Annotated in this window: 25 protein-coding genes; 16 read left to right on the plus strand and 9 right to left on the minus strand. The window is 56.3% G+C overall.

What is annotated here, in order from left to right:
• Positions 1-60 precede the first annotated feature (60 nt).
• Complete coding sequence (locus HFD87_RS19690) at positions 61-804, plus strand: SDR family oxidoreductase (protein WP_033785637.1); 744 nt, start codon at positions 61-63, stop codon at positions 802-804.
• 30 nt (positions 805-834) lie between these two features.
• Here the strand turns inward: HFD87_RS19690 and HFD87_RS19695 are convergent, their stop codons facing one another.
• Together HFD87_RS19695 and HFD87_RS19700 are read right to left on the minus strand one after the other, a co-directional pair.
• On the minus strand, positions 835-2274 hold the full coding sequence (locus HFD87_RS19695; protein WP_029519408.1) for a 6-phospho-beta-glucosidase: 1440 nt from the start codon (positions 2272-2274) through the stop codon (positions 835-837).
• 115 nt (positions 2275-2389) lie between these two features.
• The gene (locus HFD87_RS19700; RefSeq protein WP_167423827.1) at positions 2390-3109 is read right to left on the minus strand and encodes a MurR/RpiR family transcriptional regulator; all 720 of its coding nucleotides are present in this window, start codon (positions 3107-3109) and stop codon (positions 2390-2392) included.
• Positions 3110-3278: 169 nt separating this feature from the next.
• Here HFD87_RS19700 and HFD87_RS19705 point away from each other — a divergent pair, with 169 nt between their 5' ends.
• Positions 3279-3944, plus strand: coding sequence for a hemolysin III family protein (locus tag HFD87_RS19705; RefSeq protein ID WP_132499420.1), 666 nt, complete (start codon positions 3279-3281; stop codon positions 3942-3944).
• Positions 3945-4005: 61 nt separating this feature from the next.
• Here the strand turns inward: HFD87_RS19705 and ygfZ are convergent, their stop codons facing one another.
• Entirely contained in the window at positions 4006-4992 is a 987-nt protein-coding gene (gene ygfZ, locus HFD87_RS19710) for a tRNA-modifying protein YgfZ (protein ID WP_167423828.1), read from the minus strand.
• A gap of 226 nt (positions 4993-5218) precedes the next feature.
• Between ygfZ and sdhE the strand changes: the two genes are divergently transcribed.
• Positions 5219-5485, plus strand: a complete 267-nt coding sequence (gene sdhE, locus HFD87_RS19715; protein WP_010248781.1) for an FAD assembly factor SdhE — start codon at positions 5219-5221, stop codon at positions 5483-5485.
• Positions 5460-5870, plus strand: coding sequence for a protein YgfX (locus HFD87_RS19720; protein ID WP_010671050.1), 411 nt, complete (start codon positions 5460-5462; stop codon positions 5868-5870). The genes sdhE and HFD87_RS19720 overlap by 26 nt, the downstream gene beginning before the upstream one ends.
• A 128-nt stretch (positions 5871-5998) precedes the next feature.
• Here HFD87_RS19720 and fldB read toward each other — a convergent pair whose 3' ends face one another.
• Positions 5999-6517, minus strand: coding sequence for a flavodoxin FldB (gene fldB / locus HFD87_RS19725; RefSeq protein ID WP_010248777.1), 519 nt, complete (start codon positions 6515-6517; stop codon positions 5999-6001).
• 102 nt (positions 6518-6619) lie between these two features.
• Between fldB and xerD the strand changes: the two genes are divergently transcribed.
• From xerD to lysS, 5 genes are all read left to right on the plus strand, one after another.
• Positions 6620-7513 carry a site-specific tyrosine recombinase XerD gene (xerD, locus tag HFD87_RS19730; RefSeq protein WP_010248689.1) on the plus strand — a complete coding sequence of 298 codons (894 nt, stop codon included), beginning with the start codon at positions 6620-6622 and terminating at the stop codon, positions 7511-7513.
• 20 nt (positions 7514-7533) lie between these two features.
• A complete protein-coding gene (dsbC, locus tag HFD87_RS19735) occupies positions 7534-8247 on the plus strand; it encodes a bifunctional protein-disulfide isomerase/oxidoreductase DsbC (RefSeq protein ID WP_010671049.1) in 714 nt (237 codons plus the stop codon).
• A gap of 3 nt (positions 8248-8250) precedes the next feature.
• Positions 8251-9984, plus strand: a complete 1734-nt coding sequence (gene recJ, locus HFD87_RS19740; RefSeq protein ID WP_167423829.1) for a single-stranded-DNA-specific exonuclease RecJ — start codon at positions 8251-8253, stop codon at positions 9982-9984.
• A gap of 231 nt (positions 9985-10215) precedes the next feature.
• A protein-coding gene (prfB, locus tag HFD87_RS19745; RefSeq protein ID WP_099257461.1) for a peptide chain release factor 2 occupies positions 10216-11314 on the plus strand; the annotation gives its coding sequence in 2 pieces (ribosomal slippage) (positions 10216-10290 and positions 10292-11314; 1098 coding nt in all).
• A gap of 9 nt (positions 11315-11323) precedes the next feature.
• Positions 11324-12844: a lysine--tRNA ligase gene (gene lysS, locus HFD87_RS19750; protein ID WP_010248682.1), complete on the plus strand. Its 1521-nt coding sequence runs from the start codon at positions 11324-11326 to the stop codon at positions 12842-12844.
• Between the two features lie 300 nt (positions 12845-13144).
• Here the strand turns inward: lysS and HFD87_RS19755 are convergent, their stop codons facing one another.
• Positions 13145-13771 (minus strand): serine protease, encoded by a 627-nt coding sequence (locus HFD87_RS19755; protein ID WP_029519406.1) that lies wholly within the window; start codon positions 13769-13771, stop codon positions 13145-13147.
• 361 nt (positions 13772-14132) lie between these two features.
• Between HFD87_RS19755 and HFD87_RS19760 the strand changes: the two genes are divergently transcribed.
• Complete coding sequence (locus HFD87_RS19760; RefSeq protein WP_010248677.1) at positions 14133-15296, plus strand: MFS transporter; 1164 nt, start codon at positions 14133-14135, stop codon at positions 15294-15296.
• Here the strand turns inward: HFD87_RS19760 and HFD87_RS19765 are convergent.
• A complete protein-coding gene (locus HFD87_RS19765) occupies positions 15293-16213 on the minus strand; it encodes a LysR family transcriptional regulator (protein WP_010248675.1) in 921 nt (306 codons plus the stop codon). The genes HFD87_RS19760 and HFD87_RS19765 overlap by 4 nt on opposite strands.
• A 102-nt stretch (positions 16214-16315) precedes the next feature.
• Here HFD87_RS19765 and lysA point away from each other — a divergent pair, with 102 nt between their 5' ends.
• Complete coding sequence (gene lysA / locus HFD87_RS19770; RefSeq protein ID WP_061703074.1) at positions 16316-17572, plus strand: diaminopimelate decarboxylase; 1257 nt, start codon at positions 16316-16318, stop codon at positions 17570-17572.
• 32 nt (positions 17573-17604) lie between these two features.
• Here the strand turns inward: lysA and HFD87_RS19775 are convergent, their stop codons facing one another.
• On the minus strand, positions 17605-17913 hold the full coding sequence (locus tag HFD87_RS19775; protein WP_010671044.1) for a PTS lactose/cellobiose transporter subunit IIA: 309 nt from the start codon (positions 17911-17913) through the stop codon (positions 17605-17607).
• A 178-nt stretch (positions 17914-18091) separates the two neighbouring features.
• On the opposite strand from HFD87_RS19775, the gene HFD87_RS19780 reads away from it, so the two are divergent.
• The 5 genes from HFD87_RS19780 (at position 18092) to HFD87_RS19800 (ending at position 22526) form a co-directional block, all read left to right on the plus strand.
• On the plus strand, positions 18092-19450 hold the full coding sequence (locus tag HFD87_RS19780; RefSeq protein WP_010248669.1) for a PTS sugar transporter subunit IIC: 1359 nt from the start codon (positions 18092-18094) through the stop codon (positions 19448-19450).
• Positions 19447-20874: a glycoside hydrolase family 1 protein gene (locus HFD87_RS19785; RefSeq protein WP_167423830.1), complete on the plus strand. Its 1428-nt coding sequence runs from the start codon at positions 19447-19449 to the stop codon at positions 20872-20874. Before HFD87_RS19780 ends, HFD87_RS19785 begins: the two co-directional genes overlap by 4 nt.
• A gap of 15 nt (positions 20875-20889) precedes the next feature.
• Entirely contained in the window at positions 20890-21207 is a 318-nt protein-coding gene (locus HFD87_RS19790; RefSeq protein WP_010248665.1) for a PTS sugar transporter subunit IIB, read from the plus strand.
• 96 nt (positions 21208-21303) lie between these two features.
• The gene (locus HFD87_RS19795) at positions 21304-22077 is read left to right on the plus strand and encodes an FCD domain-containing protein (RefSeq protein ID WP_010248663.1); all 774 of its coding nucleotides are present in this window, start codon (positions 21304-21306) and stop codon (positions 22075-22077) included.
• Complete coding sequence (locus tag HFD87_RS19800; protein ID WP_022623821.1) at positions 22074-22526, plus strand: GNAT family N-acetyltransferase; 453 nt, start codon at positions 22074-22076, stop codon at positions 22524-22526. Before HFD87_RS19795 ends, HFD87_RS19800 begins: the two co-directional genes overlap by 4 nt.
• A 39-nt stretch (positions 22527-22565) precedes the next feature.
• Here HFD87_RS19800 and HFD87_RS19805 read toward each other — a convergent pair whose 3' ends face one another.
• Together HFD87_RS19805 and HFD87_RS19810 are read right to left on the minus strand one after the other, a co-directional pair.
• Positions 22566-23606 carry an NADP(H)-dependent aldo-keto reductase gene (locus tag HFD87_RS19805; RefSeq protein ID WP_010248659.1) on the minus strand — a complete coding sequence of 347 codons (1041 nt, stop codon included), beginning with the start codon at positions 23604-23606 and terminating at the stop codon, positions 22566-22568.
• Positions 23607-23746: 140 nt separating this feature from the next.
• Positions 23747-23965 (minus strand): YgdI/YgdR family lipoprotein, encoded by a 219-nt coding sequence (locus HFD87_RS19810; protein WP_003853956.1) that lies wholly within the window; start codon positions 23963-23965, stop codon positions 23747-23749.
• Between the last annotated feature and the right edge of the window lie 23 nt (positions 23966-23988).

Here is a 23988-nt window from a genome sequence, read left to right on the forward strand (position 1 = left end):
CGCAGGCAAACGTTAATCATAAAGGGCCGATTCGTCGGCCCTTTGTACTGGAGAATCAGCATGAAACTGGCACTGGTTACGGGGGGCAGCCGCGGTATCGGGCGGGCCACAGCGCTGTTACTGGCCGCCCGGGGTTATCGGGTTGCGGTGAACTACCGTCAGCGCGAAGCGGAAGCTCAACAGGTGGTGGCGCAGATCCGGCAGCAGGGCGGTGAAGCCTTTGCTGTTCAGGCAGATATCAGTGATGAAGCCCAGGTGATGGCGATGTTTGCGCAGCTCGACCAGCAGTCCGAACCGCTGGCGTTGCTGGTGAACAACGCCGGGATTTTGTTTCAGCAGTGTCGCACCGAGCAGCTGGATGCGGCACGCCTGCATAAGGTCTTTGCCACCAACGTGATTGGGTCTTTTCTCTGCTGTCGTGAGGCGGTTAAGCGGATGGGCACACATCACGGCGGCCAGGGCGGAGCCATCGTCAACGTCTCATCAGCAGCGTCGCGTACCGGTGCGCCTGGCGAATATGTCGATTACGCCGCTTCAAAAGGGGCGATGGACACGCTGACCAGAGGATTGTCGCTGGAAGTGGCGCAGCAGGGGATTCGGGTCAACGGCGTACGTCCGGGATTTATCTATACAGAGATGCATGCCGATGGCGGAGAGCCAGGCAGAGTAGACAGGCTTGCCAGCGTGATCCCGATGGGACGCGGCGGTGAAGCAGAAGAGGTGGCGGAAGCGATCGTCTGGCTTGCCAGCGACGCGGCCTCTTACGTCACCGGCAGCATCATTGACGCTGCCGGTGGGCGTTAACTCACTTCGCCGCTGATGCGGCGTGATGACTTACAGGTTTTCGCCGTTACTGGCGATAACCTGCTGATACCAGCTGAAACTCTTTTTCTTCCCACGAGAAAAATCGCCGCTGCCATCATCATTTTTATTCACATGAATAAAACCGTAACGTTTGTCGTACTGGCCGGTGGTAAACGAGACGCAATCGAGGCAGCCCCACGGCGTATAGCCCATTAATTCAACACCATCGTACGCCACGGCTTTCTTCATCTCTTCGATATGCGCACGCAGATAGTCGATGCGGTAATCATCTTCAATCACGCCATTGGCGTTTGGCTTATCGATAGCACCAAAGCCGTTTTCAACAATAAACAGTGGCTTCTGGTAACGCTCATACAGCTCGTTCATCGCATAGCGCAGGCCAACCGGATCGATCTGCCAGCCCCAGTCGGACGCTTTCACATGCGGGTTTTTCACCACACCTTCAAAGCCGGTGATCGGATCGTCAACGCCGCTGGCATCGGTTTTCACCGCGTTGCTCATGTAGTAGCTGAAACCGACATAGTCTGCACAGCCCTGGCGCAGCGTCTCGGCATCATCCGCTTCCATCTGAATGTCGTAACCCTTGCGCGCCCACTCTTTCAGGGTGTAGGCCGGATAGTAGCCGCGCATCTGCACGTCACTGAACACATAGCGCTGATGCATCGATTCCTGCGCCAGCACCACATCGTCCGGGTGGCAGGAGAAGGGATAGACCGGCACCATGGCGATCATGCAGCCAATCTGAAAGTCAGGATTGATGTCGTGGCCGAGTTTCACCACTTTTGCACTGGCAACAAACTGGTGGTGCATCACCTGATACATCGCCTGTTCAGGTTTCTCATGTTCGGTAAAGATCACGCCTGAACAGCAGTAACCAAACAGCGGATACTGCCAGTTACGCTGGTTGTTGATCTCATTGAAGGTCATCCAGTATTTCACTTTGCTTTTATAACGGTTCAGCACCACTTCGCTGAAGCGCACAAAGAAGTCGACCACTTTGCGGTTGTGCCAGCCGCCATACTCTTTGACCAGGTGATAAGGCATTTCGAAGTGCGAAAGGGTGATGACCGGTTCAATGCCATACTTCAGCAGTTCATCAAACAGGTCGTCATAGAATTGCAGGCCCGCTTCGTTGGGCTGTTGCTCGTCACCGTTAGGGAAGATACGGGTCCAGGCAATCGAGGTGCGGAAACATTTGAAGCCCATCTCGGCAAACAGCGCGACATCCTGTTTGTAGTGGGAGTAAAACTCCACACCCTTGTGGTTCGGGTAGAAATGACCCGGCTGCACGCCGTCGGTGATCACCCGGTCAACGCCGTGTGAACCGCCGGTCATCACGTCAGCAATGCTGACGCCTTTGCCGCCCTGATCCCAGCCGCCTTCAACCTGATGCGCTGCCACCGCTCCGCCCCAAAGAAAGCCTTTTGGTAACTGCAATTCTGCACTCATGCTTCACCCCATTACGGATATTGAAATTGAGCTGAGTGTAGCAAGGCAATAATGAAAGTCACGATATAACAGCGCGGCAATAATTGCGTTTGTTACATCCAAAAAACAGGCTGTTTTATTTCCCCAGCTGGCGGCCGATTGCTTCAATAATATAGGTCACTGGCACCTGAGTCGTAATGTCGGAATTGTCCGCCATACGGATGATGGGCACATGGTAGCAGAGGTTGAAATCACCGATCTTCGCCAGCGAGCAGCTTTCCGTGTTGGTTATCGCAATGATTTTGCACTTATTCAGGCTGAACTGGCTGGCAATGCGCAGGATCTCTTCCGTTTCGCCGGAGACCGATAAAATAAGGGCAATGGCGTTTTCATAGAGATCGGGACTGACCGGATAATAGGGATCGTCAATCGCGTGGCTGAATTTACCGAGGTTAGAGAAAAAGCGTGCGCCATATTTTGCCAGGCTGCCGGAGGTGCCGACGCCAATAAAGAAGACCCGCTCAGCCTGATTAATCTTCTGCGCGGCCTCAGCGATGAGCTGTTCAAACTCCGGATTATTGATGCTCTTAAAAAAGCTCAGCATTTCACTGACGCCCGCCGTGTTGAGCATTGGCGCACTCTGCTGTTCGTTTAAACGCAGGCGGATGCGGAATTCCGACCAGCCTTCACAGCCCATCTTGCGACAGAAACGCAGCACGGTGGTGGTGGAGACACCAGCCTGCTCAGCCAGCTCGCGGATCGTCATGTAGCTGACGCCTTCGCGGTGCTTAATGATGAACTGATAGACCTGCATTTCCAGATCGTTAAGGTGGACGAGATCGCTATGCGAAAACATGAATGGCTCATTGAACAGTTGACTGGCGGCCAGTTTACCAGATTCATCACCCGGTTTAAGGGATAGTGAATTTCACCAGGATAATTTTAGCGTACAAGTGTACACTGAAAAAATTGTTGGCTACGCTGGATAACGATATCACTGCTATGGAGCTGATCAGGAATCTGTTATGACCCCCACACTCTCTCACAAACATCAACACGCTGCGGGCTATTCGTTTGTCGAGGAAATTGCCAACAGTATCAGTCACGGTCTTGGCTGCCTGTTCGGCATCGTCGGACTGATACTGATGCTCAATCAGGCAACGGAGAGGCAGGCCGACACCATCACTTTTATCAGTTACAGCCTCTATGGTGGCAGCATGATCCTGCTGTTTCTGGCCTCGACGCTCTATCACGCTATTCCGGCTGGCCCGGCCAGACCCTGGCTGAAAAAGTTCGATCATTGCGCCATCTATCTGCTGATTGCCGGCACCTATACGCCGTTTCTGCTGGTCGCGCTGAGGACGCCGCTGGCGTATGGATTAATGGCGGTGATCTGGGGGCTGGCGCTGGCCGGTATCCTGTTCAAGCTCACGATTGCGCATCGCTTTAAAGCGCTGTCGCTGGTGACCTATCTCTGTATGGGGTGGCTGTCGCTGATTGTGGTTTATCAGCTGGCGATGATCCTGCCGCCGGGCTGCATCTGGCTGCTTGCCGCAGGCGGGATTATCTATTCGCTGGGGGTGATTTTCTATGTGGCGCGCCGCATTCCGTTTAATCACGCCATCTGGCATTTGTTCGTGCTGGGCGGCAGTCTCTGTCACTTCTGCGCTATCTACTTTTATGTGCGCTGAATTGAGCCTGCTCTGAATTGTGGCACTGGCCCTTCCCTTAGCGGAAGGGCCATACGCTCAATCAGCTTTCATCCAGCGAGTAGGGCAGTGGCTGAATGGTCAGATGTCCGCCTTCATCACCTTCCACCCGCAGCACGCTGTCCGGCTCCAGATCGTTATTCATCACGACCTGAATCCAGCTAATCCCGTCATCTAACTGCACCGCAGCCAGCACGCTGCCGGTTCGACGCCAGCGTTCACCCATCTGCAACTCCAGCGGGGCATTGGCTTCGGGCAAATGACTTGCCTGACCCGCCAGCCAGTAGAGCGCGCGTTTATTGGCGCCGCGATATTTCGCCCGTGCCACCATCTCCTGACCGGCATAACACCCTTTTTTAAAGCTGATAGCATCCAGCGCCTGCAGGTTGGTGGCCTGCGGAATAAACTGCACGCTGGTGGCGGGATCGATCACCGGAATGCCCGCTTCAATATCCAGCGCCAGCCACTGCGGACTGTCATTGAACTGTGCATCGTCATTGAGCTTCTGCTTCAGCGCTTCTGCCTGGGCCAGCGAAGTGACAATCAGAAAACGTTCGGCCGGATGGGCAAACCACAGCAGCGTGGTTTCTCCCTGCTGCACCACCGGTTTTTCGCTGTCGGGCAGGCTATCAAACAGATTTTCCAGCGCGGCGCGCGCCTGGAAACCGGCCACGCCCAGCAATACTGACTCATCATCAGCCACCATCGTTACTTTCGAAAACACGGCGTATTTCTTTAACTCGGGCAGCTGGGTGTCGCGCAGCTCACGACGGATCAGATAAGCATAGCCTTCACCGCGATGGAACAGGCGCATAGTGCTCCACATTTTGCCTTTAGCATCGCAGTGTGCGGCGAGCGAATGGTGGTCGGCATCCAGCGCGGCGACATCCAGCGTTAACTGACCCTGCAGGTAAGAGGTGCTGTCGGCACCAGTAATAGAAACCAGCGCCCAGCTATCCAGTGACATCAGGGTTAACGGCAGACGAGACGACGCGGCAGGCTGGCGCGGCGGTAAAGTAAATGTGGGCATGGAGATATCCTGTATAAGAAGGTTCATCCGGAATAATATCTTCAATGTTAAAAGAGCCGACTGGCAATGCAACCTGTTTACGGAAAACGGCGCACAAAAGGCGTGATAACCCTGAAAAGATCCAGCCTGAAATGTGGCAGGTTGCACAGCATGCGACGCTGCGCCTGCGAGCCGCATTAAACCAGGTTACACTAGGCGCCACGTTGTGAATTGTGGAAATTGATGCATGGATATTAATGATAAATCACGCATTCAGTGGGCCTGCCGTCGCGGCATGCTGGAACTGGATGTGGCTATTATGCCGTTCTTCAAATTTGAGTATGAGACGCTGAGCGACACCGATAAGCAGGTCTTTGTGGATTTGCTAAAGAGTGACGATCCCGATCTGTTTAACTGGCTGATGAATCACGGTGAGCCAAAGGATCCGGAGCTTAAGCGGATGGTGAACCTGATCCAGCAGCGTAACCATGCTCGCGGCCCGGTGGCAATGTAAGCTACGCCCCTCTCGTCTGGCGTGCGGGTTAGTCTGCGCCTGGCTGATAGCAGCCGTGACTGGCGTGGTGCTGATGACGCTGCCTGCAGGCGGCTGGCTGGTTAAAGCGCCGATTATTCTGCTGTTGCTGGCTGAGGGCTGGCGCAGCGTTTGGCGATTGATTCAACGGCACGGTACGTTACAGCGGGAAAGCGTCCATTGCTGGATCTGGCAGGGAAAACGCTGGCGGCCAACTCAGCCACTTCGCTGGTTACCCGTTGGCGTGCTGCTGGTGGCGAAGAGCGAACAGGGTGCCACGCTGCGCTGGTGGCTGATGCAGGACAATATGCAGCCTGGCGAATGGCGGGCGTTACGCGCCTGCTGCTTCAGCCCGGCGCGGCATTAATGGCAGCAGTGCAGGCAAGAGCGTCTGAAGCCGTTCATCTGCCTGCACTGCGGTTCAATAATGACAGGCAAGAGCGATTAAAGCCGCTCACCTGTTCATGCCAGGGTTCGACACCGGCAGAAGGGCCGTCAGAGCAGTCCTGCGGTTTCGGTTAACACCTGTTCGCACCACTGCTCAACGCGCTCATCGGTGACCTCGAACTGATTCACATCATCAAGCGCCAGACCCACAAACTGCGAGCCATCGGCACTCAGCGGTTTCGGGCTGGTGAACTCATAGCCTTCAAGCGGCCAGTAGCCAACAAAACGTACCCCCATCGGCTGCAGCAAATCGTGCAGCATGCCGAGCGCATCTAAAAACCACTCGCCATAGCCAATCTGATCGCCCATGCCATACAGTGCGACAATCTTGTTTTGCAGATTCAGCGCGGGCAACTGCGGCCAGATCGCCTCCCAGTCCTCCTGCAACTCACCGAAATCCCAGGTCGGGATGCCCATGATCAGCAAGTCGTACTGCTCCATCAGGCGCGGGTCGTCATCTTTCACGTTATGCAGCGTCACTAACTCTTCGCCAATAAAATCGCGAATTTTCTCCGCTACGATTTCGGTGTAACAGGTACTGGAACCGTAAAAAAGACCGATTTTCATGCAGATAACACTCTGTAAATACTGACTTTGGCGCAATTGTACCAGAAGCGCTGCTGAATCAGGCATAATGAGCATGATTTTACACCAGACGGCGGAGATAACGTGCAGGACAGCGATCTGACAGAACAGTTTCTTGATGCGCTCTGGATTGAACGCAATCTGGCGCAGAACACTCTCTCCTCTTATCGCCAGGACCTCCAGACGCTGACCGGATGGCTGGCGCATCATCAGCTGACGCTGCTTAGCGTGGCGCCGCTGGATCTGCAGCAGTTTCTGGCTGAACGGCTGGAGGGAGGCTACAAGGCGACCAGCTCAGCGCGGCTGCTCAGCGCCATGCGTCGCCTGTTCCAGTATCTTTACCGCGAAAAGCTGCGCCCGGACGATCCCAGCGCGCTGCTGTCAGCCCCAAAACTGCCGCAGCGTTTACCGAAAGATCTCAGTGAGGCACAGGTCGAGCGGCTGTTGCAGGCACCGAATATCGATATCCCGCTGGAGTTGCGCGATAAAGCGATGCTGGAGCTGCTCTACGCCACGGGCCTGCGCGTCTCCGAACTGATTGGCCTGACGCTCAGCGACATCAGCCTGCGCCAGGGCGTTGTCCGGGTTATCGGTAAAGGGGATAAAGAGCGGCTGGTGCCTTTAGGTGAAGAAGCGGTTTACTGGCTGGAGCAATATATGGAACATGGTCGTCCGTGGCTGCTCAACGGTCAGACGCTGGACGTGATGTTTCCCAGTAATCGGGCGCAGCAGATGACGCGCCAGACCTTCTGGCATCGCATCAAGCATTACGCCACGCTGGCGGGGATCGACAGCGAAAAGTTATCACCGCATGTGATGCGCCATGCCTTTGCGACTCATCTGCTGAACCACGGTGCCGATCTGCGTGTCGTACAGATGCTGCTGGGACACAGCGATCTCTCCACCACCCAAATTTATACGCACGTCGCCACTGAGCGCCTGCGTCAGTTGCATCAACAACACCATCCGCGGGCCTGACCGCGGCGATAAGGACAAAAATGAACAAGCATTTTGCCATGCTGGCTCTTTTAGCCAGCGCCTTTTCCGGTCTCGCACAGGCCGATGACAGCGCCATTCAGCAATCACTTAAAAAGCTCGGTCTGAACCAGACGGAGATCAGCCCGTCACCGCTGCCGGGTTTTAAAACCGTGCTGTCAGAAAGCGGCGTGCTCTACGTGACCGACGACGGCAAACATATGATCCAGGGGCCGCTCTATGACGTCAGCGGCAAACAGCCGGTCAACGTCACCAACCAGCTGCTGGACAAAAAAGTCGAGGCGCTGGTGCCGGAGATGATCGTCTACAAAGCGCCTAAAGAGCAGCACGTGATCACGGTCTTTACCGACATCACCTGTGGCTACTGTCACAAGCTGCACGAGCAGATGGCGGACTACAATGCGCTGGGCATCACCGTGCGCTACCTGGCGTTTCCGCGTGAAGGGCTGAATGGTCAGATTGAACCAGCGATGAAAGCGATCTGGTGCAGCGCCGACCGCAATAAAGCGTTTGATGAGGCGATGAAAGGCAATGCGCCGAAGATGGCCGCACCAGACAGTTGCAAAATCGATATTGCCCAGCACTATAAGCTTGGCGTGCTGTTCGGCATTCAGGGCACGCCCGCGATGCTGACTGACAGCGGCATGATGATCCCAGGTTATCAGTCGCCGCAGGAGCTGAAGCAGGTGCTGGACAATCAGAAGCGTGGTGGTTAATCGGTGGTAAAACAGGATGTGGAACTCCGTCGCCGTGAGGTGACGGTTGATGATGCGCTTCCGGCGACGCTGCCGCCGCTGCTGAAACGACTCTATCTGCAACGCGGCGTGCGCGACGCGGCAGAGCTGGAGCGCGGGGCGAAAAACCTGCTTCCGTACCAGTCCTTAAGCGGGATTGAGAGCGCAGTGGAACTGCTGCATCAGGCGCTGCTGGATGGGCGTCGCATTATGGTGGTGGGCGACTTTGATGCCGATGGCGCGACCAGTACCGCGCTGACGGTCATGGCGCTGCGCAGCATGGGCGGCGGCAACGTGCAGTATCTGGTGCCTAACCGCTTTGAAGATGGTTATGGCCTCAGCCCTGAAGTGGTTGAGCAGGCGCGGGCGCGCGGCGCGGCGATGATCCTGACCGTCGACAACGGCATCTCCTCCCACGCCGGCGTTGAATGTGCCCATCAGCACGGGATTCCGGTGCTGATTACCGACCACCACCTGCCGGGCGAGACCTTACCGGCCGCTGAGGCGATCGTTAATCCCAATCTGCCGGACTGCAACTTTCCCTCACGTGCACTGGCGGGCGTGGGCGTTGCGTTCTATCTGATGCTGGCGCTGCGCGCCCATCTGCGTGCCCAGGGCTGGTTTGGTGCCACCCGCACTGAACCCAATCTTGCGGAGATGCTGGATCTGGTGGCGCTCGGCACGGTTGCCGACGTGGTGCCGCTCGACGTCAACAACCGCATTCTGGTGTGGCAGGGACTCAGCCGCATTCGGGCCGGAAAATGCCGGCCAGGCATCCGGGCGCTGCTGGAGATTGCTAATCGCGATGCGCGTCAGATGGCGGCCAGCGATCTCGGCTTTGCGCTGGGGCCACGGCTCAATGCCGCAGGCCGGCTCGACGATATGTCGGTGGGCGTGGCGCTGTTAATGACTGAGGATCTCAGTCAGGCACGGATGTTAGCCAGTGAGCTGGACGCGCTGAACCAGACGCGCAAAGAGATAGAGCAGGGCATGCAGAGCGAAGCGCTGGCGCTGTGTCAGGCGCTGGAGCGTGAGCAGCGCGATCTGCCGCTGGGGCTGGCCTTTTATCATCCCGAATGGCATCAGGGGGTGGTGGGGATCCTCGCCTCCCGTCTGAAAGAGCGTTTCCATCGTCCGGTGATTGCCTTTGCTCCGGCGGGCGACGGCACGCTGAAAGGCTCTGGCCGCTCAATTGCCGGTCTGCATCTGCGCGACGCGCTGGAGCGTCTGGATACGCTGAATCCCGGCCTGATGCTGAAGTTCGGCGGTCATGCCATGGCGGCAGGCTTATCACTGGAAACCGCACGCTACGAGGAGTTTCGTCAGCGCTTTGCCGATCTGGTCGGTGAGTGGCTGGATGGCGAATCTCTGCAGGGCATCATCTGGTCAGATGGCGCGTTGCAGCCGCAGGAGTTTTCGCTGCAGACCGCTGAGATGCTGCGCGAAGCGGGGCCCTGGGGCCAGGCGTTCCCGGAACCCGCCTTTGACGGCAAATTTAAGCTGCTGCAACAGCGGCTGGTGGGCGAGCGACATCTGAAAGTGATGGTCGAACCGCTGGACGGCGGTCCGCTGATCGACGGGATCGCCTTTAATGTCGATACCACCCTGTGGCCCGACAGCAGCATTCGTCAGGTCGAGCTGGCCTATAAGCTGGATATCAATGAGTATCGCGGTAACCGCTCGGTACAGCTAATCATTGACCATATCTGGCCGCTTTGATTTTTCTAAGGCGCGCGCGTCTCCGGTCACGGCAGAGGCGCGTCAGCCTGTTTTTCCCCTGCGTTAACCTGCTGTGCGAGCGGTTGTCGTCGCAGCCCGATAAGCAAATGCAACGCGTCACGCCGCCCCGGCATCAGCCCGCTGTCTCAGCGCTACAATCTGCCGCCAGTTTCGGGTAAACTTGTGCGTTAAATTTCCTGTCCCATCGAACATAAGAAAGACGCTAAAGCCATGTTTGAAATCAACCCGGTCAAAAACCGTATTCAGGACCTCAGTGAGCGCAGCGACGTTCTTCGGGGGTATCTTTGACTACGATGCCAAGAAAGAACGCCTCGAAGAAGTAAACGCCGAGCTGGAACAGCCCGATGTCTGGAACGAACCTGAGCGTGCTCAGGCGCTGGGCAAAGAGCGCTCCTCGCTGGAAGCGATCGTGCAGACGCTGGATCAGATGTCGCAGGGCCTGGAAGATGTGCAGGGTCTGCTTGAACTGGCGGTAGAAGCGGAAGACGAAGAGACTTTCGACGAAGCGGTTGCCGAGCTGGATGTCCTTGAGGGCAAGCTGGGCGAGCTGGAATTCCGCCGCATGTTCTCTGGCGAGTATGACAGCGCCGACTGCTACATCGATCTGCAGGCGGGTTCCGGCGGCACCGAAGCGCAGGACTGGGCCAGCATGCTGATGCGTATGTATCTGCGTTGGGCTGAAGCCAAAGGCTTCAAAACCGAAATTATCGAAGAGTCTGAAGGTGAAGTTGCAGGCATTAAATCTGTGACCATTCGCGTGTCAGGCGACTACGCCTTTGGCTGGTTGCGCACCGAAACGGGCGTGCATCGCCTGGTGCGTAAGAGCCCGTTTGACTCCGGCGGCCGTCGTCACACCTCCTTCAGCTCCGCCTTTATCTATCCGGAAGTGGATGACGATATTGATATCGACATCAACCCAGCCGATCTGCGCATTGACGTCTATCGTGCGTCAGGGGCGGGCGGCCAGCACGTTAACCGGACGGAATCTGCGGTACGTATTACCCATATTCCAACCGGTACCGTCACCCAGTGTCAGAATGACCGTTCTCAGCACAAGAACAAAGATCAGGCGATGAAGCAGATGAAAGCGAAGCTGTACGAGCTTGAGATGCAGAAGAAAAACGCTGAGAAACAGGCGCTGGAGGACAACAAGTCCGACATCGGCTGGGGAAGTCAGATCCGTTCTTACGTTCTCGATGATGCACGCATCAAAGATCTGCGCACCGGCGTAGAGACGCGTAACACCCAGGCGGTGCTGGACGGCGACCTGGATCGATTCATTGAAGCTAGTTTAAAAGCAGGGTTATAAGGAACCGACATGTCTGAACAACAACCGCAGAGCGCTGATGCCGCCGTTGAGTTAAATAACGAACTGAAAGCGCGTCGCGAAAAGCTGAGCGTGCTGCGTGCAAATGGCGTGGCGTTTCCTAACGATTTTCGTCGTGACAGCCTCTCAAACCAGCTGCATGAGAGCTATGGCGAGAAGAGCAACGAAGAGCTTGAAGATCTCGGCATCGAAGTCAGCGTCGCCGGACGTATGATGACCCGTCGTATTATGGGTAAAGCCTCTTTCGTGACCCTGCAGGATGTGGGTGGCCGGATTCAGCTTTACGTCTCGCGTGACGATCTGGCTGAAGGCATCTACAACGAGCAGTTCAAAAAGTGGGATCTCGGCGATATTCTGGGCGCGCGCGGCAAACTGTTCAAAACCAAAACCGGCGAACTGTCGATTCACTGTTCTGAACTGCGCCTGCTGACCAAAGCACTGCGTCCGCTGCCGGACAAGTTCCACGGCCTGGCCGATCAGGAAACGCGCTACCGTCAGCGTTACCTTGATCTCATCGCCAACGAGGAGTCGCGTAACACCTTCAGAATTCGTTCGCAGATCATGGCCGGCATTCGCCAGTTCATGGTGGGCCGCGACTTTATGGAAGTGGAAACCCCGATGATGCAGGTGATCCCTGGCGGCGCGTCTGCGCGTCCGTTCATCACCCATCACAATGCGCTGGATATCGACATGTATCTGCGTATCGCTCCAGAGCTTTATCTGAAGCGTCTGGTAGTGGGCGGATTCGATCGCGTGTTCGAGATCAACCGTAACTTCCGTAACGAAGGTATTTCGCCACGTCATAACCCAGAGTTCACCATGATGGAACTCTATATGGCTTATGCGGATTACAAAGATCTGATCGAGCTGACCGAAAGCCTGTTCCGTACGCTGGCGCAGGATGTGCTGGGCAGCACCGTGGTGCCTTACGGCGAGCAGGAGTTTGATTTCGGTAAGCCGTTTGAAAAACTGACCATGCGTGAAGCGATCAAGAAATACCGTCCGGAAACGGATCTGGCCGATCTGGAAGACTTTGATAAAGCGGTGGCGATTGCTCAATCACTGCACATCAAGGTTGAGAAAAGCTGGGGTCTGGGCCGTGTCGTAACCGAAATCTTCGAAGAGACCGCAGAAGCGCATCTGATTCAGCCGACCTTCATCACTGAATATCCGGCTGAAGTCTCTCCGCTGGCCCGTCGTAACGACGAGAACCCGGAAATCACCGATCGCTTTGAGTTCTTCATTGGCGGTCGTGAAATCGGTAACGGCTTCTCCGAGCTGAACGATGCGGAAGATCAGGCTGAGCGTTTCCTGCAGCAGGTGAATGCCAAAGATGCTGGCGACGACGAAGCGATGTTCTACGACGAAGACTATGTCACCGCACTGGAGCACGGTCTGCCGCCAACAGCCGGTCTGGGTATCGGTATTGACCGTATGGTGATGCTGTTTACCAACAGCCACACTATCCGCGATGTGATTCTGTTCCCGGCACTGCGCCCAGGCAGCAAGTAATCGTTATGAGTCGCTGTCAGGCCTGATCTTCAGGCCTGACAGCGTGATGACAAAGCCGAATCAGAGTGAATTTGGCAGCAACTGATAAACTCACGGCACAGGGAACACGGTCAGAAGAGGAAAGCGTCCCGCGCCATGGATGGCGTGGGCCGAGCGGTCATGGATGACAGTTTTTGCGTCTTTCCGATCTGACCGTGTTACCTGTGCAGGCTTGGTCTTACAGCGAACCAGGCCCGACTTTGTCACCAAGCTTAAGGCCGGAAATTCCGGCCTTTTTTACATCTGTTCGTTCAGCAGATATCAGGATTTAATCGCCTGATCCAGCCATGTCTGAAATCGCGAGTAAGGCACATAGAGCGCAACGTTCTTATAGAGTGTCTTACCGCTGACATTGTCGTTGATGTTATTGCTGTAGCCAATAATCACGCCCGCCAGCGTATCGTCAGAGGCGTTATAGACTGCGCCGCCCGACATCCCTTTAACCACCCCCGCATTCGCCGCCACCACGACGCAGTCTGATTTGTTCCAGCTGTTCGCCAGCGTGGTATTGATCAGGTTCTGCCCGCTGGAACTGACCGGCATGGCCGAAATAAAACTGTAGCCGTAGAGATTGACCTGATCGCCGATGTGGCTGTTACGAAAGTTGGGTGGCAGGTTCATTTCGCTGTTTTTGTGGTAGACCACGGCCAGATCGCATTGCGGATGCCAGGCTTTGACCCGGTAAAGCGAAAACTTTGCCACATGTGCGGCGGTCAGGCTGTACTCCGGCGTCAGTGGGATGGTGGTACCGAGCGTGCCTAAACCCAGCACGGTGGGAATGCCGGTCACGGTCATATCCACCCGTTTTTCAGCTTCTTTACTGTACTCATAATGACCCACCGAGCAACCGGTTAAGCCAAACACCATTAAGGCTATGAGTCGTTGCATTCTCTCTCCCTGCGTCAGAAGTTGATCACATCACCTGGCAATTGATTAGGGATATATCGGCAACGTTAAGGATTTATTAATTAAATACGCACTAAAAAGCGTAACGGGTTCGCGGGAAATGACAACCTGACCCTGGGTCATGTGCGCTTTAACGGGCTTAGCCAGCAGGCTGACAAAGCCATTTTTTCCGGCAAAGCGGCAGGATTATTGCGGCCCCGGCAATAATCCTTTGCTGCGCGCAGGCTATGTCGCGCATCAGCACTGTGCTGTAATGCTCACCGTGACGCAGATCAAATTTTAATAAGCGTCGAGGGGCTGCGCGTCTGTGCAGTTCACCTGCAAATGATATTGGGAGAGTGTTATGCCTGTAGCATTAATGGCGCTGGCGTTGAGTGCGTTCGCCATCGGAACCACTGAGTTTGTCATTATGGGATTGCTGCCGGAGGTGGCGCGTGACCTTCAGGTGTCGATTCCGTCGGCGGGCTGGCTGATCAGCGGCTACGCGCTGGGCGTGGCGATAGGTGCGCCGATTATGGCGCTGCTCACCGCCAGGCTGCCGCGTAAAAAAACGCTGATTCTGCTGATGGTGATATTTATTGTCGGCAACCTGCTGTGTGCGCTGGCTTACAACTATAACCTGCTGATGCTGGCACGCATCGTCACCGCGCTTTGTCACGGTGCCTTCTTCGGTATTGGCGCGGTGGTCGCCGCTAGTCTGGTACCAGCCGGTCGTCAGGCTTCCGCTGTCGCACTGATGTTCACCGGACTGACCTTAGCCAACGTGCTGGGCGTTCCGCTGGGAACCAGTTTCGGACAGATGTTTGGCTGGCGAGCCACCTTCTGGGGCGTGGCAGTGATTGGCGTGCTGGCGTTTATCGCCCTGATCGTGAGTCTGCCCAACAATAAACAGGAAAAGCCGGTTCACCTGGCGAGTGAAATTGGTGCACTGGCCAACGGGAAACTGTGGCTGTCGCTGCTGATGACGGTGTTCTTTGCCGCGGCGATGTTTGCGCTGTTCAGCTACATTGCGCCGCTGCTGCTAGAGGTGACGGGCATCAGCGATCGCGGCGTCAGCTGGACGCTGTTCCTGATTGGCGCAGGCCTGACGGTCGGTAATATTCTTGGCGGCAAACTGGCCGACTGGAAAGTCTCCTTTAGCCTGATCCTCAGCTTCTCACTGATCGCCATCTTCTCGCTGCTGTTCAGCTGGACCAGCCATGCGCTGTGGCTGGCGGAGATCACCCTGTTCCTGTGGGCGATGGCGACCTTTGCGACGGTGCCGGGTCTGCAGATCAACGTGGTACGGCACGGCAAAGAGGCGCCTAACCTGGTCTCAACCCTGAACATTTCGGCGTTTAACGTGGGCAATGCGCTGGGTGCCTGGGTCGGCGGTGCGGTGATTGGCCGTGGATATGGCCTGACGGCGGTGCCGGTTGCTGCCGCTGCGCTGGCGGCAATCGGCCTGCTGATCTGTCTGATCACCTTCCGCAAATCGGGCCGCGCAGCCGCCAGGGTTCGCGCTTAAGCCAGGCGGGCGGCGATGCGTGCCGGAAAGTCAGCCACCTGCCGTTGCAGATGGCTGACAAAGGCATCGACCAGCGCCGATGCAGGGCGGTGCTGCGGCCTCACCAGGCTGACGGTAAACGGAACCGCCACGCTGAACTTACGCATCACCACACCGCTGTCGGCGTAATCCAGCGCCGTCAGCGGATTCACAATTGAAATGCCCACGCCCGCTCTGACCATGGCGCACACCGAAGCGGCACTGTGCGTCTCCATCACCAGCCGCCGCTCGACGCCCTGCTCATGAAACAGCGCATCCAGCAACTGACGATAGCTGTCACTGCGCGACAGGCTCACATACTGTTCGCCCGCAAAATCGTGCGGCGTCAGCTCTGAACGCTGACTCAGAGGGTGATGCTGAGGCAATACGCATACTTCATCGCAGGTCAGCAGGGCGAGACGGTCAGTGCCGGCCGGAGCGTGCTGGGTTTCGGTTAAGCCGATATCGTAGCGCTGTGCTGACAGCCACTCCTCCAGCAGCGGCGACTCCTGTGGAATCACATTCAGGCTCACATCCGGGTAGCGCTGTAAAAAGGGCTGACACAGTGGTGGCAGCAGCGACTGCGAAAAAACGGGCAGGCAGGCGATCGACAGCTCACCCTGACGGAACTGGCGCAGTCCTTCAGCCGCTTCCATGATGCGATCCAGTCCGTACCAGGATCGCTGCACCTCTTCGAAAAGACGCAATCCCTGCACCGTCGGTTGCAGGCGACCACGAACCCGTCCGAACAACTCTAATCCCAGCTGCTGCTCCAGGCGTGCCAGCTCCCGGCTCACCGTCGGCTGTGAGGTGTGCAGCAGTGTCGCGGCCTGAGTCAGATTGCCGCTGGTCATCACCGCATGAAAAATCTCGATATGCCGCCAGTTAATGTTCGCCACGCACCCTTCCTATATCCATTCTGCATAGATGCTATTAAAACAGATATTTTTCGCTATGACACGATTCTGGCTTAATGCAGCTATTGCCACAGGAGAATTGCCATGCCACGTTCCTTACAGAGTACCGAAACCGCACTCAGCGCCGCTAACCTGCTGCCGCTGGCACGCCGCTACACCGGGCCATTCTGGGCTTATGATGCGCAGATTATTCAGGCGCGTATTGCCCAGCTGCAGGCATTTGATGTGGTGCGCTTTGCGCAGAAGGCCTGCTCGAATACGCATATCCTGCGCCTGATGCGCGCAGCAGGCGTGAAAGTGGACTCGGTATCGCTGGGTGAGATCGAACGTGCGCTGGCCGCGGGTTACCAGCCTGGCGGTGATGAGATCGTCTTTACCGCGGATCTGTTCGATCAGCCGACGCTGGAGCGGGTGACCGCGTTAAAGGTGCCGGTTAATGCCGGATCGATCGATATGCTGCATCAGCTCGGCGCGGTCTCACCGGGACATGCGGTGTGGCTGCGGGTCAATCCTGGTTTTGGTCACGGCCACAGTCAGAAAACCAATACCGGTGGCGAAAACAGCAAGCACGGGATCTGGCATGCCGATTTAGCCGGGGCGCTGGCGGCGATTAAACAGCACGGCTTGCAGCTGGTGGGCATTCATATGCATATCGGCTCTGGCGTCGATTATGCGCATCTGCAGCAGGTCTGTGATGCGATGGTTGAACTGGTGATGGCGTCGGGTCAGGATCTGACCGCGATCTCTGCGGGCGGCGGCCTCTCTGTGCCTTATCGCTATGGCGAAGAGGCGATCGATACCGATCACTATTTCGGCCTGTGGGATGCAGCGCGGCAGCGTATCGCTCAGCATCTGGGTCACGCGATAAAGCTGGAGATCGAACCGGGCCGTTTCCTGGTGGCCGAGGCCGGTGTGCTGGTCTCTCAGGTACGGGCGGTTAAGTCGATGGGCAGCCGTCACTTCGTGCTGGTCGATGCCGGTTTCAGTGACCTCATGCGTCCCTCCATGTATGGCAGCTATCACCATATCTCGCTGATGGCGGGCGATGAGCGGGCCATTGATGAGCAGCAGACTATCGACACCGTGGTCGCTGGCCCGCTGTGCGAATCGGGTGATGTCTTTACCCAGCTGGAGGGCGGCATGGTCGAACCACGCGCGATTCCGGCGGCAAAGGTTGGCGATTACCTGGTGTTTCACGACACCGGAGCTTACGGTGCATCCATGTCTTCTAACTACAACAGCCGTCCGCTGATCCCGGAAGTGCTGTTTGAGCAGGGCCAGCCGCGCGAGATCCGCCGCGCGCAGACTATTGAGTCGCTACTGGCACTGGAAAACAGCTAATCACCTCACCCGGGCGGCCAGCGCGCCGCCTGTCAGCCATAGATCTCTTTGCGCAGCATGACCAGCTCCTCTGCCAGCTCGCGGCACAGCATTGCATTCATCAGATGATCCTGCGCATGCACCAGAATCAGCGTGACCGGCAATTTTCCGCTTCCCTCGTCTGCACCAATCAACGCGGTCTGAATTTTATGTGCCGCTTTTGCCGCGGTATCTGAAGCTGCCAGCGCCGCGTCAGCCCCGGTCCAGTCGCGTTTGCGCGCACACTGAATCGCCATCATCGCCGACGAACGGGCTTCCCCTGCATTGATCAGCAATTCCATCATGGTCTGTTCGTAATCCATAACGCCTCCGCTATTGGTATGCCAAATTGGCCGTTTTAATCATACTGGAATGCCAATAAACGTTTCCGGGAGGTTCGTCACAGAAAAAACCGAGGAGATTCGTCATTTTGGTATGCCACTAACAGGGAAGACCACGACGATTACAGGAATACCGATCTTACATCTCTGAGGGTTGATCATGTCTCTACAGGACCGCCTTATCGATTCCCTGGGCAGCTTTGCCACCCGCTTTAACAGTTATCGCTACATCATGGCGATTAAAGCCTCGTTCATTACCCTGATGCCGGTGATCATTGTTGGCGCCTTCTCGGTATTGATCTCTAACATGGTGCTGGACAGCAAAAATGGCCTTGCCAGCTTTGCCGCCCTGGCTTTTTTAGCTGACCTCAAGCCCATCACCAGCAGTATCAATTACGCCACGCTCAGCTTTCTCAACATTGGTGCGGTGTTCCTGATTGGTATTGAGCTTGGGCGCATCAACGGTATAAAAACGCTGTTTCCCGGCCTGCTGGCGATCATCTGCTTTGTATCCGTGACGCCGACCACCTTACAGATGATGGTCGATGGGCAGATGCACCTGGTCACCGACGTGCTGGCCAAACAATTCTCCGATACCAAAAGCCTGTTTCTCGGCATGTTTATCGCCATTCTGTCGGTAGAGATCTACTGCCGCCTCGAACAGGTTGAGCGGCTGAAAATCAAAATGCCCGACACCGTGCCGCCCAACGTGGCCGCCTCTTTCTCCGCGCTCATCCCCTCAATCATCACCGTGACGCTGATAGCGACCTTTGGCTTTATCTTCCATCGCGTCACCGGCATGTACCTTTACGACGCGGTATACCAGGTGGTGCAGCAGCCGCTGGAGTCGGTGGTGCAGAGCCTGTGGGGCATTCTGATTCTGATGTTCGTCGCCCAGCTGTTCTGGGTGATTGGTATTCACGGCAACCAGATGGTGAAGCCGATCCGTGAGCCGCTGTTGCTGGGCGCGATTATGGTCAACATGACCGCTTTTGAGCAGGGAAAAGAGGCACCGAACATTATCACCATGCCGTTCTGGGATGTTTATATGAGCATCGGCGGCTCCGGCCTGACCATCGGGCTGCTCACCGCCGTGATGCTGGCAACGCGACGCAAAGAGATGCGTGAAATCGCCAAACTGTCGTTCGGGCCAGGCATTTTCAATATCAACGAGCCGGTTATATTTGGTATGCCGATTATGCTTAACCCGATACTGGCTATCCCTTTCATTATCACACCGCTAGTGACAGGTTCTATCGGTTACTTTGCTACGGTGATGGGATTTGCCGGGAAAGCCGTAGTGATGGTGCCCTGGACCACGCCTCCGATTATCAATGCCTGGCTCTCAACGGCCGGATCGATGGGTGCGGTGGTGACGCAGATCGTCTGCATTCTGGTGTCAGTACTTATCTATCTGCCATTTGTGAAAGTCGCAGCCCGCCGCGCGGATGCAGCAGAAGCAGCGGAAGCAAAGAGCCTGCAACCTGAGCTGAACCCCAACCGAACGGAGGTGTTATGAGTCGTCAGACTGTCCACATACCTGAGAATTTCATTCTGGGGGCTGCTGCCTCCGCCTGGCAGACGGAAGGCTGGAGCGGAAAAAAAGCGGGGCAGGACTCCTGGCCTGACGCCTGGTATCAGCAGGATCGTCACGTCTGGCACAACGGTTATGGCCCGGCGGTTGCCACCGACTTTATCAACAGGTTTAGTGAGGATGTGGCGCTAATGAAGGCCAGCGGGCTGACCCACTACCGCACTTCAATCAACTGGTCGCGTTTCCTGATCGATTACGAAACCGCTACGGTCGATGAGGAATACGCGGCTTACTATGACCGGCTGATTGATGAAATGCAGCGCCAGGGCATTGAACTGATGCTCTGTCTGGAGCATTACGAGCTGCCCGCTACGCTGCTGGAGCAGTATGGCGGCTGGCAGTCAAAGCATGTGGTTGAACTGTTTATCCGTTATGTCGAACAGGTGTTTAAACGCTATGCCGGTCGGGTCACGCGCTGGTTTGTGTTTAACGAGCCGATTGTGGTGCAGACCCGCGTCTATCTCGACGCGCTGCGCTGGCCTTATGAGCAGAACACCCATAAATGGATGCAGTGGAACCACCACAAGAATCTCGCGACCGCCCGGGTAGTGCAGCTGTTCCGCGCGGCAGGCTATGCTGGTCGCATTGGTACCATACTCAATCCGGAAGTCACCTATCCGCGATCATCAGCCCCGCACGACCAGAAGGCGGCGCATATTTATGACCTGTTCTACAACCGGGTGTTTCTCGATCCCGCCATTAAAGGCGAGTATCCGGCGGAGCTGCTGGCGCTGCTTGATAAGCATCAGATTGAGTGGGAAACCACCCCGGAAGAGCTGGCGATTATTGCCGCCACTACCGTCGATGAAGTCGGGCTTAATCTCTACTATCCGCATCGCGTGAAGGCACCATCCCGCGCCTGGCATCCCGAGACACCCTTTCATCCCGCCTGGTATTACGAACACTTTGAACTGCCGGGGCGACGGATGAACCCTTCGCGCGGCTGGGAAATTCAGCCTGAAATTATCTGGGATATGGCGCAGCGGATGCGCGATGAGTACGGCAATATCCCGTGGTTTGTGGCTGAAAGCGGTATGGGAATTGAGAACGAAGCGCAGTTCAAAAATGCCGACGGGGAGATTCAGGACGATTACCGCATCGCGTTTATCAGCGAGCACCTGCATCAGGCGATACGCGCCAGTCAGGCGGGTATTAACTGTCAGGGCTACATGCTGTGGGCGTTTACCGACAATGTCTCGCCCATGAATGCCTTTAAAAATCGCTATGGTCTTATCGAAATCGATTTAGATAAGCAGCGTCAGCGCCGTATGAAGAAATCTGCCCACTGGTTCCGTACGCTGCGCGACACGCAGCAATTTACCCTGTGGCTTGATGATGAGCCGAAATAACGCGAGGAAACGAGCATGAAACGAATTGTTCTGGCCTGTGCTGCGGGCATGTCGACCTCAATGGTGGTGACGCGGATGGAAAAGGAGGCTGCCGCTCGCGGACTGGCATTTCAGATCTACGCCATTCCGGAGCAAAATCTGCGTGAAGAGCTGCAAAACTACGGCAACGAGGTGGTGGTCGTGCTGCTGGGGCCACAGGTGCGCTTCAAACTGGAGGAGAACCGAAAACTCACCGACAGCTATCAGTTGCCCATCGCGGTGATCGATACGGTTGCTTACGGCACGCTGAATGGTGCAAAGGTACTCGATCAGGCGCTGGCTTTGATACACTGAGCCCCAGTTTGCGAGCCAGCCTCTCCGGTTCGCGGGCATTGTCGCGCAGGGAACCGCGGCAATGCCGTTAGCGCATTGATTGCAAAGGGTGACAGTGTGGACAAAGCCGAAGCGCCGCAAGAAAAAAAGCAGTATCAGGAAATTGGTCAGCACCTGCGTCAGCAGATCTGTGACGGGCACTATCCGGTGGGATCGCGCCTGCCGCCTGAACGTCAGCTGGCTGAAACCTGGGGCGTCAGCCGGACCATCGTGCGCGAGGCATTATTGATGCTGGAGCTGGAAGGTACGGTGGATATCCGCCAGAGCTCCGGCGTCTATGTGATGCGTATTCCTTCCGCCAGTGATGATGAAGAAGAGGCCTTCTTCCGCAGCGACGTTGGCCCGTTTGAAATGCTACAGGCACGTCAGTTGCTGGAGAGCAATATTGCAGCCTTTGCCGCAAAAATGGCGACCAAAGCGGACATTGAAAATCTGCGCCGAACGCTGGAACAGGAGCAGCGTGCTATCGCCGCCAACGACAGCAGTCAGGACAACGACAAGTTGTTTCATCTGCTGCTGGCGGGTGCCAGTCAGAATCAGATGCTGCTCGATACCGTCACCAGCATCTGGCGACATCATGACAGTAGCCCGCTCTGGCAGCAGCTGCGCCCGCAGTTTGAAACCCGCGCCTATCGCCTGAAGTGGCTTGGCGATCACCAGACTATCCTGGCCGCTCTGCGTCGGCGTGATGTGATGGGGGCCTGGCAATCTACCTGGCAGCACCTTGAGAACGTCAAGAATACGCTGCTGGAGCTTTCCGACGCTGATGCGCCTGACTTTGATGGCTACCTGTTTGATTCAGTCCCGATCTTTCAGGGGAAACTGATGTGATTGAGATTGTATCGCTCAGCGATGCCCCCCAATTTGCCGATCAGATCATCGACTGGCAGTGGCGCGCATTTGGTGAAGCCACCAGCCGGGCGTTCTTTGCCAGTGTGGTGAACAGCAGCCTTATCGGTGCTGATTTTCCGGTGACTTTCGTTGCCGTGGAGGCGGGCAGGGCAGTCGGCACGGTGGGATTCTGGCGCTGCGACCTGATCAGCCGTCAGGATCTTTTCCCCTGGCTGGCGGCGCTCTATATTGATGAGTCGGTGCGCGGCAAAGGTGTCAGTGAAGCACTGCAGCAGCATGTCATCGCCTATGCGCAGGCACAGGGCTATCCACGGCTGTGGTTATGGTCAACGTTTGGGGGCTACTACGAACGTTATGGCTGGCTGCCACAGGGCGAAGCGCTGGAGTATCCCGCTAAGCCGGTAAAACTCTATTATCGCGACCTGTAAGTGATGCCAGCCGCCACGCGGCAGCTGGCAACAGAACGCTCAGGGAGCCGGATAAGTATAACGACGGTGGATCGCCTCAATGCCTTCCAGGATCTCTGCATTTAAGGTCAGATTGAAGCTGTCGATATTGATCTGCAACTGTTCAGGCGTAGTGGCGCCCAGCAGCGTGCTGGCCACAAACGGCTGCTGACGCACATAGGCCAGGGCCATCTGCGACGGGTCGATCTGATGCTGCTGAGCCAGTGCCACATATTCGGCAATCGCCTTTTGTGACTGCTCGCCGCTGTAGCGGGTAAAGCGGCTGAACAACGTGTTGCGTGCGCCCGCAGGCTGCGCGCCATTCAGGTATTTGCCGCTCAGCGTTCCAAACGCCAGGCTGGAATACGCCAGCAGCTCTACGCCTTCATGCTGGCTGATTTCGGCCAGACCCACTTCAAAGCTGCGGTTCAGCAGGCTGTAGGGATTCTGAATGCTGATAATGCGGGGCAGTTCATGCTTCTCCGCCAGCTGCAGATAGCGCATCACGCCCCACGCGGTTTCGTTCGACACCCCGATATAGCGGATCTTACCGGCTCGCACCTGTTCGGTCAGCGCTTCCAGCGTCTCCAGCAGCGTCACCTGAGCAGTGGTTTCGCTGTACTGATAGCCGAGCTTGCCAAAATAGTTGGTCTGACGCTGTGGCCAGTGCAGCTGGTAGAGGTCAAGGTAGTCAGTATTCAGGCGTTTCAGGCTGGCATCGAGTGCTGCGCGGATGTTTTTACGGTCCAGCGCCATATCCGGGCGAATCGACGCATCATTGCCACGTGAAGGCCCGGCCACTTTACTGGCCAGAATGATTTTGTCGCGGCTGCCGCGCTGTTTAAGCCAGCTGCCAATATATTGTTCGGTCAGACCCTGGGTTTCCGGACGCGGGGGCACCGGATACATCTCGGCAGTATCAATAAAGTTGATGCCGGAACGGATAGCTAAATCCAGTTGAGCATGGGCGTCGGCTTCGCTGTTCTGTTCGCCAAACGTCATGGTGCCCAACCCCAGCTGACTCACTTCCAGCGTGCTGTGGGGAATACGATGATAGTGCATTGCCAGCTTCCTTTTCTTTATGGAATGGAATGTTGTGTCCTCAGGGACTATAGCGCGAGCAATGGCGGGGAAGGAAGGGGGAAAAGTCGGGGAAATCACCTGCCAGCCGGGAATCGGTGGCAGGTGATTAAATCGGGCACTTAACGTTCAATGATCGTAGAAACCTCATCGCTGTTAATCTGCACCATATGACCCGTCTGGTCAGTGTACTCCACCAGGCCGGTCTCTTTATCAATGCTCGGCTTGCCTTCGGTCATGATCATCCGGCCATCTTTGGTCGCCATGACATAATCAGAACTGCATCCACTTAAGAATGCGGCGGTTACCATCACCAGTGCTACTCCTGCCAACCCTTTCATCACGCCTAATCCTCACAAATGGT

It is taken from the genome of Pantoea sp. EKM21T, from assembly GCF_011800405.1.
GTDB lineage: Bacteria > Pseudomonadota > Gammaproteobacteria > Enterobacterales > Enterobacteriaceae > Pantoea > Pantoea agglomerans.